Source organism: Caulobacter sp. P1_B12_2 (assembly GCF_056406675.1).
The window spans coordinates 1-12,149 of the sequence record NZ_JBFTZS010000104.1; the positions used below are offsets into that span (position 1 = coordinate 1).

Here is a 12,149-nt window from a genome sequence, read left to right on the forward strand (position 1 = left end):
GCAGGCCGGTGGCCAGAAGCAGGCTCTGATCAATCGTCTGACCGAAATCTACGGCCCGGACGAGGAACTGCCGGAAACCGAGGAAGAGCTGGTCGAACTGGCTCGCAACCTCGGCAAGGGCGTTCCGATCGCCACGCCGGTGTTCGACGGTGCGCGCATCGGCGACATCGAGGACCATCTGCGGATGGCCGGCCTCGATCCGTCGGGTCAGTCGATCCTGTTCGACGGCCAGACCGGCGACCAGTTCAAGCGTCCGGTCACGGTCGGCTACATCTACATGCTGAAGCTGCACCACTTGGTCGACGACAAGATCCACGCCCGTTCGATCGGTCCGTACTCGCTCGTCACGCAACAGCCGCTGGGTGGTAAGGCCCAGTTCGGCGGTCAGCGCTTCGGGGAAATGGAAGTGTGGGCTCTGGAAGCCTACGGCGCGGCCTACACCCTGCAGGAAATGCTGACGGTGAAGTCCGACGACGTGGCCGGCCGGACCAAGGTCTACGAGTCGATCGTCCGTGGCGACGACACGTTCGAAGCCGGTATCCCGGAAAGCTTCAACGTGCTGGTCAAGGAAATGCGCTCGCTCGGCCTGAACGTCGAGCTGGAGAACAGCTGATCCGGATCTCCCTCTCCCGCCGGATGGCGGGGGAGGGGCCCATCAGCCCGCTCTCCGACTTTGAATTTTCGCGGGTAGTCCCGCAGAAGGAACCAAGATGAACCAGGAAGTCCTGAACATCTTCAATCCGGTCCAGGCCGCTCCGACCTTCGACCAGATCCGCATTTCGCTGGCCTCGCCGGAAAAGATCCGCTCGTGGTCGTTCGGCGAGATCAAGAAGCCTGAAACCATCAACTACCGCACGTTCAAGCCCGAGCGTGACGGCCTGTTCTGCGCCCGTATCTTTGGCCCGACCAAGGACTACGAATGCCTGTGCGGCAAGTACAAGCGCATGAAGTACAAGGGCATCATCTGCGAAAAGTGCGGTGTTGAAGTCACCCTGGCCCGCGTCCGTCGCGAGCGCATGGGTCACATCGAACTGGCCTCGCCGGTCGCCCACATCTGGTTCCTGAAGTCGCTGCCGTCGCGTATCGCCATGATGCTCGACATGCCGCTGAAGGACATCGAGCGCGTCCTGTACTTCGAATACTACATCGTCACCGAGCCGGGCCTGACCCCGCTGAAGCAGCACCAGCTGCTCAGCGAGGACGACTTCATGCGCGCCCAGGACGAGTATGGCGACGACAGCTTCACCGCCGAGATCGGCGCCGAAGCCGTCCAGAACCTGCTGAAGGCCATCGACCTCGACAAGGAAGCCGATCGCCTGCGCGAAGAGCTGGCCGGCACCGTGTCGGACATGAAGCAGAAGAAGTTCAGCAAGCGCCTGAAGATCCTCGAAGCCTTCTCCGAGTCGGGCAACCGCCCGGAATGGATGGTTCTGACGGTCGTCCCGGTCATCCCGCCGGAACTGCGCCCGCTGGTGCCGCTGGACGGCGGCCGCTTCGCGACCTCGGACCTGAACGACCTGTATCGCCGGGTCATCAACCGTAACAACCGCCTCAAGCGCCTGATCGAGCTGCGCGCCCCCGACATCATCATCCGCAACGAAAAGCGGATGCTGCAAGAGTCGGTCGACGCCCTGTTCGACAACGGCCGTCGCGGTCGCGTCATCACCGGCGCCAACAAGCGTCCGCTGAAGTCGCTGGCCGACATGCTGAAGGGCAAGCAAGGCCGCTTCCGCCAGAACCTGCTGGGCAAGCGCGTCGACTATTCGGGCCGTTCGGTCATCGTCGTGGGTCCGGACCTGAAGCTGCATGAGTGCGGCCTGCCCAAGAAGATGGCTCTGGAGCTGTTCAAGCCGTTCATCTATGCGCGCCTGGACGCCAAGGGCCTGTCGGGCACCGTCAAGCAGTCCAAGCGCATGGTCGAGCGCGAACAGCCCCAGGTGTGGGACATCCTCGAAGAGGTTATCCGCGAACACCCGGTGATGCTGAACCGCGCGCCGACGCTTCACCGTCTGGGCATCCAGGCGTTCGAGCCGAAGCTGATCGAGGGCAAGGCCATCCAGCTGCACCCGCTGGTCTGCGCCGCCTTCAACGCCGACTTCGACGGCGACCAGATGGCCGTCCACGTCCCGCTGAGCCTCGAGGCCCAGCTGGAAGCGCGCGTCCTGATGATGTCGACCAACAACATCCTGTCGCCCGCCAACGGTCGCCCGATCATCGTGCCGTCGCAGGACATCGTCCTGGGTCTGTACTACCTGTCGGTCGCTCGCGAAGGTGAGCCGGGTGAAGGCAAGATCTTCGCCGACCTGGGCGAAATCGAAGCCGCCATGGACGCCGGCGTCGTCAGCCTGCACGCCAAGATCAAGTCGCGCTTCACGGAAATGGACGCCGACGGCGTCGTCCGTCGCCGGGTGATCGACACCACCCCGGGCCGGATGAAGATCGCCGCCCTTCTGCCGCAGCACACCGCGATCGGTCACCGACTGATCGAGAAGGCGCTGACCAAGAAGGAAATCGGCAACCTGATCGACATCGTCTACCGCCACTGCGGTCAGAAGGCGACGGTGATCTTCGCCGACCAGATCATGGGTCTGGGCTTCAAGGAAGCGGCCAAGGCCGGCATCTCCTTCGGCAAGGATGACATCATCATCCCCAAGCGGAAGGAAGTGATCGTCGCTGAAACCCGCACCCTGGCTGAAGAGTACGAGCAACAGTACGCCGACGGCCTGATCACCAAGGGCGAGAAGTACAACAAGGTCGTTGACGCCTGGGCCAAGGCCACCGATCGCGTCGCCGACGAGATGATGGCCGAGCTTCAGATGAAGCATAAGGACGAGAACGGCCGCGAGAAGGAGATCAACTCCATCTACATGATGGCCCACTCCGGCGCTCGTGGTTCGCAAGCCCAGATGAAGCAGCTCGGCGGGATGCGCGGCCTGATGGCCAAGCCCTCCGGCGAGATCATCGAGACCCCGATCGTCTCGAACTTCAAGGAAGGCCTGACCGTTCAGGAGTACTTCAACTCGACCCACGGCGCCCGTAAGGGCCTGGCGGACACCGCGCTGAAGACCGCCAACTCGGGTTACCTGACCCGTCGTCTGGTCGACGTCGCGCAGGACTGCATCATCGTCGAGGAAGACTGCGGCACCACGCGGGGCATCACCCTGCGCGCCGTGGTCGAAGGCGGCGACGTGCTGGTCTCGCTGGGCGCTCGCGTCCTGGGCCGTTTCTCGGCCGAGGACATCCGCGACCCCGCCACCGGCGAGATCGTGGTTCCGGCCGACACCTACCTGACCGAGAACATGGCCGACCTGATCGAAGCCGCTGCGGTGCAGTCGGTGAAGGTCCGCTCGGTCCTGACCTGCGAAGCCAAGGTCGGCGTCTGCGGCGCCTGCTACGGCCGCGACCTGGCCCGCGGTACGCCGGTCAACATCGGTGAAGCGGTCGGCGTCATCGCCGCCCAATCCATCGGCGAGCCCGGCACCCAGCTGACGATGCGGACCTTCCACATCGGCGGCACCGCCCAGGTGGCCGAGCAGTCGTTCTTCGAAAGCAGCAACGACGGTACGGTCCGCGTGACCGGCGCCACCGTGACCGGTTCGGACGGCTTCCTGGTCGTCATGAGCCGCAACACGGCCGTGAGCGTGCTGGTCGACGGCAAGGAACGCGAGAACTACAAGCCGCCGTACGGCGCGCGTCTGAAGATCAAGGACGGCGACAAGGTGAAGCGTGGCCAGCGTCTGGCCGATTGGGACCCCTACACCACCCCGATCATCACCGAAGTGGCCGGCAAGATCCGCGCGGAAGACCTGGTGGACGGCTTCTCCGTCCGCGAGGAAACCGACGAAGCCACCGGCATCGCGCAACGCGTGATCGCCGACTGGCGGACCTCGGCCCGTGCTTCGGACCTGCGTCCGGCGATGGGCGTTCTGGCCGAAGACGGCTCGTACGTCCGCCTGGCCAACGGCGGCGAGGCTCGCTACCTGATGTCGGTCGGCGCCATTCTGTCCGTCGGTGACGGCGACATGGTCAAGCCGGGCGAGGTCATCGCGCGGATCCCGACCGAAGGCGCCAAGACCCGGGACATCACCGGTGGTCTGCCGCGCGTCGCCGAACTCTTCGAAGCCCGCCGTCCCAAGGACTGCGCGGTCATCGCGGAAATGGACGGCCGTGTCGAATTCGGCAAGGATTACAAGAACAAGCGCCGTATCAAGATCACCCCGGAAGTCGACGCTGACGGCAACCAGGGCGAAGCGGTCGAGTTCCTGATCCCCAAGGGCAAGCACATCGCGGTGCACGATGGCGACTTCATCGCGCGCGGCGAGTACATCATCGACGGCAACCCGGATCCGCACGACATCCTGCGCATCCTGGGCGTCGAGGCCCTGGCCAACTTCCTCGTGGACGAAATCCAGGAGGTCTATCGACTGCAGGGCGTGCCGATCAACGACAAGCACATCGAGACGATCGTTCGTCAGATGCTGCAGAAGGTCGAGATCCTCGAGCCGGGCGATACGGGTCTGATCAAGGGCGATCACCTCGACAAGCCCGAGTTCTACGTCGAGCAGGACAAGGCTGTCGCCCGCGGCGGCCGTCCGGCCACGACGCAGCCCGTGCTGCTCGGCATCACCAAGGCGAGCTTGYAGACCAAGAGCTTCATCTCGGCCGCGTCGTTCCAGGAAACGACCCGCGTCCTGACCGAAGCCTCGGTGCACGGCAAGACCGACACCCTGGAAGGCCTGAAGGAAAACGTCATCGTGGGTCGCCTGATCCCCGCCGGTACGGGTTCCTACCTGCGCAGCCTGCAGCGCGTCGCCGCCAAGCGCGACGAGCAGCTGGCCCAGCAGCGCGAAGACGCGATGGAGCCGCTGCCCGCGGTCATCGCCGAAGAAGCCTAGGCTTCCTTCGAGGACTGAAAACGGAACGGCCCGGGAGCGATCCCGGGCCGTTTCTTTTTGGTCGGTGCGGGGGCGTTCCCGCGTCCGCCCTAACCCCGCAACACCGCCAGCCGCTCCAGCCGCGGCCCCGCGAAGTCCAGGAACGCCCGCACCAGCGGCGGCATGAACCGTCCGCCCACCGCCACCAGCTGCACCGGCAGGGGCGGGGGTTCGAAGTCGGGCAGCAGGCGAACCAGCCGTCCCGCCGCCAGATCCTCGGCCACCTGGTAGGACAGCGCCCTGCCGATTCCGCGCCCGGTCAGCATCGCCGCCAGGGCCGCCTCGACATTGTTGACCCGCAGCCGGGGCTCCAGCCGCACGGCCCGCGCCTTGCCCTGCTTCTCGAAYCGCCACTCTGGCGAGGCCGAGACCACGGTGGTCAGGATCATGTCGTGCTCGGCCAGGTCGGCGGGCTCCACCGGCGTGCCGCGCTGGGCCAGATAGTCGGGCGAGGCCACCACCAGGCGGCTCACCTCGCCCAGCTTGCGGACCAGCAGGTTGGAATCGGCCAGCGGCCCGATCCGCAGGGCCACGTGCAGCTCGCCTTCGATCAGATCCAGATTGCGGTCGTGTAGGGTCAGGTCGGCCTGGACGCCGGGATGCTGGGCCAGGAAGTCGGCGACGACCGGGGTCAGGTGGCGGCCGCCGAACACGGTCGGGCCGGTGATCCGCAGCGTGCCGCGCACGGCGTCGGGGGCGGGCGCCTGGAGGGCGGTCTCGTAGTCGGCCAGCAGGCGCCGGGCCCGCTCGGCCAGGTCGCGGCCGGCCTCGGTGGGGGCCAGGCGCCGGGTCGTGCGCTCGATCAGCCGCGCCCCCATCCGTTCTTCCAGCGCCGCCAGGGCCCGGGTCATGGCGGCGGGCGAACGCCGCAGCTTGCGACCCGCCGCGGCCAGGCCGCCGGCGTCGATCACCGCGACCAGCAGGGCCAGCTCGTCCAGACGATCCATTTCATAATCCGCAATTATATCTTGCCGATTTGCTCAATTCATTCCGTACAGCGCAAGAGCGAAACTCCCCCATCGCAATAAGGGGAGTGCTCTCATGGCCAAGGCCGAAATCGTCCTGCACGGAACGCCCCTGTCAGGGCACACCCACCGCGTCGCCCTGCTGCTCAACGCCCTGGGCCTGGCCTATCGTTTCGCCGAAGCACCCAAGGACGTTCGCGTCTCACCGGCCTTTCTGGCCCTCAATCCGCTGGGCCAGATCCCGGTGCTGCAGGACGGCGACCTGACCCTGGCCGACAGCAACGCCATCCTCGTTTATCTCGTCCGCCGCTACGCCCCGGACAGCGCCTGGCTGCCGCAGGAGCCGGTGGCCGCCGCCCACGTCCAGCGCTGGCTGTCGGTCGCGGCTGGCGAGGTCATGCACGGCCCGGCCATCGCCCGGATGATCGTCCTGTTCGACTTCCCCGACGATCTGGCGCGCGCCGGCCGCATCGCCGACCGGATCCTGACCTTCATGGACGGCCATCTGTCGGACCGCGTGTTCCTGGCCGCCGACCACGTCACCATCGCCGACCTGGCCTGCTACTCCTACGTCGCCCACGCCCCGGACGGCGGCGTGGCGCTGGAGCCCTATCCGGCCGTGCGCGCCTGGCTGGCCCGGGTCGAGGCCCAGCCCTGGTTCCAGCCGATCCCTGACTTCGCCAAGGCCGGGTGAGATGGCCAGTTTCGAGGCGGCCCCGTTCCATCGCGGAGAGCGGATCGCCCAGGTCCTGGCCGGGACGGGCGCGCCGGGCATGACCGGCATCCGGCCGTTCATGCCCGACCAGCACCGCGAGTTCTTCGGCCTGCTGCCCTACCTGTTTATCGCGACGACCGACGCGGAAGGCTGGCCGGTCGCCACCGTGCTGACCGGCCGGCCCGGCTTCATCCAGAGCCCCGACCCCACCACCCTGACCGTCGCCGCCCTGCCTCGCGCGAGAGAACCGGGCGCCGAACTGTTCGCCGCGGGACAGCCGTTCGGAGCCCTGGGCCTGGACTTCGCCACCCGCCGCCGCAACCGCGTCAACGGCCTGATCACCGGGGCGGCAGAGGGCGGGCTGACGCTGGAGGTGCTCCAGAGCTTCGGCAACTGCCCGCAGTACATCCAGACCCGCGCGGTGGCGGCGGGGCCCGCCTCGATCCTGCCGGCCGAGACGATCGCCTTTCCGACCTCCGAGGCCCTGGCCCAGATCGCCCGCGCCGACACGATGTTCGTGGCGACCAATGCGGGCGGCGCCGATGGACGCCTGGAGAACGGCGGCGTCGACATCTCGCATCGCGGCGGCCTGCCGGGCTTCGTCAAGGCGGCGGGCGACGTGCTGACCATCCCCGACTTCCGAGGCAACCGGTTCTTCAACACCCTGGGCAACCTGGTGCTGGACCCCCGCGCGGCCCTGCTGTTCGTCGATTTCGAGACCGGCGACCTGCTGCACCTGCAAGGCCGGGTCGAGATCGACTGGGAGCCGCCCGGCGGCGAATGGCCCGAAGGCGTCCAGCGCCAGTGGCGGTTCAAGGTCGAGCGCGCTTGGCGCCGGCCCGCCGCCCTGCCGCTGCGCTGGACGTTCAGCGAGTATTCGCCAGTGACGCTGAACACGGCCGCCTGGAACGCCGCGCCAATGCTTGTCGCCTGAGGCACGGTCTAAGGGTGCGGCGCAACGTCGCGATTTTCCCCTGTCAGACCAATGGACCGCAAGGTTAAGCCTTGCTTGAGATGTCGCGGTGCAAACCGGAACCAGGTTTCCCCCCAAACATCGGCGCCCCAATGCGTTCAGACATCTCCACCAAGGTCAGCCTCACGGTTGTGGCGGCCTTCATGACCCTGTTGCTGGCCTTGCTGGCGATCGTCGGCAAGAGCTCGCTGGACTTCGCCAAGTCGCAGGCGGTCAGCCAGCAGGAGGCCGCCATGCGCGTGGCCTGGGACACGGTCGGCGGACAGGGCGCGACCTTCGCGCGCGAGGGCGACAAGCTGACGGTGGGCGGCAAGGCCCTGAACGGGGACATCGCCATGGTCGACCACGTCAAGGACCTGGTCGGCGGCACGATGACCATCTTCCTGGGCGACACCCGCATCGCCACCAACGTCCAGAAGCCGGACGGCAGCCGCGGCGTGGGCACGCCCTTGGCCAAGGGGCCGGTCTACGACGCCGTGCTGGGCCGGGGCGAGCCCTATCGCGGCGAAGCCAAGGTCCTGGGCAAGCCGTATTTCGCCGCCTACGACCCGATCAAGAACGCCTCGGGCGAGGTGATCGGCATCCTGTACGTCGGCGTGGCCAAGGCCGACTATTTCCAGCCGGTCTATCGCCAGCTGATCTGGCTGGCGGTGGCCGGCGTGGTGCTGGCCGGCCTGGGCGTCGCCGCCTCGGTGACCGTGGTCCGCCGCCAGCTGTCGCCGCTGCGCGACCTGCGTGACGCCATGAAGCAGGTGATGGGCGGCGACCTGACCGTCGCCCTGCCGTTCGCCGGACGCCGCGACGACATCGGCCTGATGGCCGACGCGGTCCACGCCTTCCGCGACGAGGCCCGCGAGAAGGGCCGCATCGAGGCCGACGCCGAGACCCATCGCCAGACCGCCGAGGCCGAGCGCCGTCTGTCCGCCGATCGCGACAGCCAGCAGGCCCAGCAGCAGGCCCTGGTCGTGACGCGCCTGGCCCATGGCCTGGACCGGCTGTCGGCCGGCGACCTGACCGTGCGCCTGAACGAAGCCTTCGCCCCCGACTACGAGCGCCTGCGCGCCGACTTCAACCAGGCTGTCGAACGCCTCGAAGGCGCCCTGGGCGCGGTGATCTCCGCCGTGGGCGGTCTGACCTCGGGCGCCAACGGCATCGCCGGCGCGGCCGGCGACCTGTCGACCCGCAGCGAGCAGCAGGCCGCCAGCCTGGAGGAAGCCGCCGCCGCCCTGACCGAGATCACCAACGCCGTCCGCGTGGCCGCAGACGGCGCGCGCGGGGCCCGCGAGGCGGTCGGCCAGGCCCAGGCCGAGGCCGGTCGCTCGCGCACCGTCGTCGACGAGACCATCAAGGCGATCAGCGGCATCGAGGCCTCCTCGCATCAGGTGGCCCAGATCATCGGCGTGATCGACGAGATCGCCTTCCAGACCAACCTGCTGGCCCTGAACGCCGGGGTCGAGGCCGCCCGCGCGGGCGACGCCGGCCGCGGCTTCGCGGTCGTGGCGCAAGAGGTGCGGGCCCTGGCCCAGCGCTCGGCCGACGCCGCCAAGGAAATCAAGGTCCACATCGCCGACTCCGCCCGCCAGGTCGAGGCCGGCGTCGTGCTGGTCGGCCGCACCGGCGAGGCCCTGCAGAAGATCGCCGGTCAGGTCGGGGCCATCGACGGCGTCATCGGCCAGATCGCCGCCTCGGCCGCCGAACAGGCCTCGGGCCTGACGGAGGTCAATTCCGCCGTCAGCCAGATGGACCAGGCCACCCAGAGGAACGCCGCCATGGTCAATCGCTCGGCCGCCGACAGCATGACCCTGGTGCGTGAGGTCGAGGGCCTGGCCGCCCTGATCAGCCACTTCAAGGTGGGCGCGGTCAGCGCTGGTCGTTCTGGCGCTCGGATTGCTTCAGACGCGCATCGGCCTTCCTTGCATCGTCCAGCCGCTTAAGCGCCTGCTGCTCGGCCGACCGCGATCGGCCCAGCCCGTCCTGCGACGCCCCCAGCACCCAGGGGATGTCCTTGCCCTTGCCCGGATCGTCGCGATTGCGATGGTCGACGCCGAGGCCCATCGGCGCGTCGCGATAGGCCCGGTCGGCCTGCTGCTTCAGCGCCTGGGCGTCGAAGCCTCGTCGCTTGGCCCCGTCCATCGGGGCGTCGTAGACGGGCGCGTTGCGGGCCGTCGCGCCGAACTTCTCGTCGCACTTCTCCTGCTCACGCCGGTTCAGGCCGACGGCCTCGGCGTTGGCGCAGCCGGCGGCGCTGCCGCGCAGGGCGGTGCGAAGGTCGCCGCGCGGCCCCTCCGGCAGCGGCGCGGGATGGGCCCCGGTCTCGCGATTGGCGGGCGCGGGCGGTCCCGGAACCGGCGCGACGCCCAACGGCCGCACCCAGGGCGGGGCGACCAGGCGCGGCGCGCGCGGCTGTACCGGCAAAGCCGCGGTGGCGCGGTCAGGGCCGGCCACGGTCTCCGGCGTCGGCCGGCGAGGCACGAGATCGCGCTCCAAGGTGACGCTGATAGCGTCCTCGTCGTTCGACCGATCCTGGAATCGCGTCATCACCGGCCAGCCCAGGGCGACCATGATCATGGCGTGCAGCAGCAGCGACCCGCAGAACACGGCGCTGTTTCTCAACCGGGTTCTGCGCGCCTTGGATTGGGACAAGCTGGGCTCGATGGGAACGGGGCCGCGAGGTTTGCCACCTCGAGTGGCGAAACCGTGGCCGCTGAACGTTAGATGGGATCCCCGATCGCTTGCGCCACTAGGGTTTTCAGGGATCGATCCCTGCCGCATCGACCCAGCCGGCGGCCCGGACGGCGCGCGGCGCGCGTGCGACCTCAGGTGGCGAAAGCGTGGCCGTTAGCGGGTCGTTAACCGACGCAAACCCGTGAAATGACTCGGCATTGACGTACGATGCGTTCGCGAGTAGTTTCCGCGCTCTTTTCGAGGCGGACCCTGTCCGTCCTGATGAGCGCCCGTCCCTTACCCGACGGATCAGCCCGCCGGAACGCTACCCGCGTCCCGGCGAGTTTCGTGTTTATCAGGTCCCCCACCGGGGCCGAGAAAGCCGGAATATCACGACTAGGACCCGAAGCGCCTCGGCCGACAGGCACACGCTTCCATCAGAGCAGAGACTTAATGCCTACCGTCAACCAGCTCATCCGCAAACCGCGCCAGCCTAAGCCGGTCCGGAACAAGGTGCCGGCCCTCAAGGGCTGCCCTCAACGTCGCGGCGTTTGCACCCGCGTCTACACGACGACCCCGAAGAAGCCGAACTCGGCTCTGCGTAAGGTCGCCAAGGTCCGTCTGACCACCGGCATCGAAGCCGTTTGCTACATCCCGGGCGAAGGCCACAACCTGCAGGAGCACTCGGTGGTGCTCATCCGCGGCGGCCGCGTCAAGGATTTGCCCGGCGTCCGCTATCACATCCTGCGCGGCGTCCTCGACACCCAAGGGGTCAAGGATCGTAAGCAGCGTCGTTCGCTCTACGGCGCCAAGCGTCCGAAGTAAGGAATAGAAGAAGATGTCCCGCCGCCGTCGCGCCGAGAAACGCCAAGTCCTGCCGGATCCCAAGTTTGGAGATCTGATTGTCACGAAGTTCATGAACTACGTGATGTACGAGGGCAAAAAAGCCGTCGCCGAAAACATCATCTATGGTGCTTTCGACATCCTGGAAAACAAGCGCAAGGACCAAGGTCCGCTTGAGACCTTCCACTCCGCCCTGGACAACGTCGCCCCGGCGATCGAAGTCCGGTCGCGTCGCGTTGGCGGCGCCACCTATCAGGTGCCCGTGGAAGTCCGTCCGGACCGTCGTCGTGCCCTGGCCATCCGTTGGCTGGTGACCGCCGCCCGCAAGCGCGGCGAGAACACCATGACCGAAAAGCTGGCCGGTGAGCTGCTCGACGCCTCCAACAACCGCGGCACCGCGGTGAAGAAGCGCGAAGACACGCACAAGATGGCTGAAGCCAACCGGGCGTTCTCGCACTACCGCTGGTAACCTTTCTTACCAGCACTCTTTCAGGCGCGGGCGGTTTGCGATAAACCGCCCTTCGGCATCATGGCGCACATCGACGCCGGAAAGACGACGACGACCGAGCGGATCCTGTATTACACGGGTAAGTCGCACAAGATCGGCGAAGTCCACGACGGCGCCGCGACCATGGACTGGATGGACCAGGAACAAGAGCGCGGCATCACCATCACGTCGGCCGCGACGACCGCTTTCTGGAAAGAAAAGCGCCTCAACATCATCGACACCCCAGGCCACGTCGACTTCACCATTGAAGTCGAGCGTTCCTTGCGCGTTCTCGACGGCGCCGTGACGGTGCTGGACGGCAACGCCGGCGTCGAGCCGCAAACCGAAACCGTCTGGCGCCAGGCCGACAAGTACAACGTTCCGCGTATCGTGTTCGTCAACAAGATGGACAAGATCGGCGCCGACTTCGACAAGTCGGTCGAGTCGATCCGCGACCGCCTGGGCGCCAAGGCCGTGCCGATCCAATTCCCGATCGGTTCGGAAAACACCCTCAGCGGCCTGGTCGACCTGGTCCGCATGAAGGCCGTCGTCTGGGACAATGACGCCC

At 67.3% G+C, this 12,149-nt stretch carries 10 protein-coding genes; 8 read left to right on the top strand and 2 right to left on the bottom strand.

What is annotated here, in order from left to right; all coding sequences use genetic code 11:
• The coding region (locus AC1DZ6_RS08700; protein WP_477096797.1) for a DNA-directed RNA polymerase subunit beta at positions 1–613 on the top strand (613 nt) is incomplete at its 5' end.
• 97 nt (positions 614–710) lie between these two features.
• Positions 711–4,895, top strand: coding sequence for a DNA-directed RNA polymerase subunit beta' (gene rpoC, locus AC1DZ6_RS08705; protein WP_477096798.1), 4,185 nt, complete (start codon positions 711–713; stop codon positions 4,893–4,895).
• A gap of 89 nt (positions 4,896–4,984) precedes the next feature.
• On the opposite strand, the gene AC1DZ6_RS08710 is transcribed toward rpoC, so the two are convergent.
• Positions 4,985–5,881, bottom strand: a complete 897-nt coding sequence (locus AC1DZ6_RS08710; RefSeq protein ID WP_477096799.1) for a LysR family transcriptional regulator — start codon at positions 5,879–5,881, stop codon at positions 4,985–4,987.
• 94 nt (positions 5,882–5,975) lie between these two features.
• Between AC1DZ6_RS08710 and AC1DZ6_RS08715 the strand changes: the two genes are divergently transcribed.
• From AC1DZ6_RS08715 to AC1DZ6_RS08725, 3 genes are all read left to right on the top strand, one after another.
• The gene (locus AC1DZ6_RS08715) at positions 5,976–6,593 is read left to right on the top strand and encodes a glutathione S-transferase (protein WP_477096800.1); all 618 of its coding nucleotides are present in this window, start codon (positions 5,976–5,978) and stop codon (positions 6,591–6,593) included.
• 1 nt (position 6,594) lies between these two features.
• Positions 6,595–7,548, top strand: a complete 954-nt coding sequence (locus AC1DZ6_RS08720; protein WP_477096801.1) for a pyridoxamine 5'-phosphate oxidase family protein — start codon at positions 6,595–6,597, stop codon at positions 7,546–7,548.
• A 131-nt stretch (positions 7,549–7,679) separates the two neighbouring features.
• Positions 7,680–9,521, top strand: coding sequence for a methyl-accepting chemotaxis protein (locus tag AC1DZ6_RS08725; RefSeq protein WP_477096802.1), 1,842 nt, complete (start codon positions 7,680–7,682; stop codon positions 9,519–9,521).
• Here AC1DZ6_RS08725 and AC1DZ6_RS08730 read toward each other — a convergent pair.
• Positions 9,448–10,185, bottom strand: a complete 738-nt coding sequence (locus AC1DZ6_RS08730; protein WP_477096803.1) for a hypothetical protein — start codon at positions 10,183–10,185, stop codon at positions 9,448–9,450. The two genes, AC1DZ6_RS08725 and AC1DZ6_RS08730, sit on opposite strands and share 74 nt — an antisense overlap.
• Positions 10,186–10,704: 519 nt before the next feature.
• Between AC1DZ6_RS08730 and rpsL the strand changes: the two genes are divergently transcribed.
• From rpsL to AC1DZ6_RS08745, 3 genes are all read left to right on the top strand, one after another.
• Entirely contained in the window at positions 10,705–11,076 is a 372-nt protein-coding gene (rpsL, locus tag AC1DZ6_RS08735; RefSeq protein ID WP_007661566.1) for a 30S ribosomal protein S12, read from the top strand.
• Positions 11,077–11,089: 13 nt separating this feature from the next.
• Positions 11,090–11,563 carry a 30S ribosomal protein S7 gene (gene rpsG, locus AC1DZ6_RS08740; protein ID WP_007661568.1) on the top strand — a complete coding sequence of 158 codons (474 nt, stop codon included), beginning with the start codon at positions 11,090–11,092 and terminating at the stop codon, positions 11,561–11,563.
• Between the two features lie 60 nt (positions 11,564–11,623).
• Positions 11,624–12,149 (top strand): GTP-binding protein (locus AC1DZ6_RS08745; RefSeq protein WP_477096804.1); only part of this gene is annotated, 526 nt, incomplete at its 3' end.

Bases quoted from the DNA above. Each gene is read 5' to 3' on its own strand.
- AC1DZ6_RS08715 (WP_477096800.1), top strand. From the start codon at position 5,976: ATGGCCAAGGCCGAAATCGTCCTGCACGGAACGCCCCTGTCAGGGCAC.
- AC1DZ6_RS08720 (WP_477096801.1), top strand. From the start codon at position 6,595: ATGGCCAGTTTCGAGGCGGCCCCGTTCCATCGCGGAGAGCGGATCGCC.
- AC1DZ6_RS08725 (WP_477096802.1), top strand. From the start codon at position 7,680: ATGCGTTCAGACATCTCCACCAAGGTCAGCCTCACGGTTGTGGCGGCC.
- rpsL (WP_007661566.1), top strand. From the start codon at position 10,705: ATGCCTACCGTCAACCAGCTCATCCGCAAACCGCGCCAGCCTAAGCCG.
- rpsG (WP_007661568.1), top strand. From the start codon at position 11,090: ATGTCCCGCCGCCGTCGCGCCGAGAAACGCCAAGTCCTGCCGGATCCC.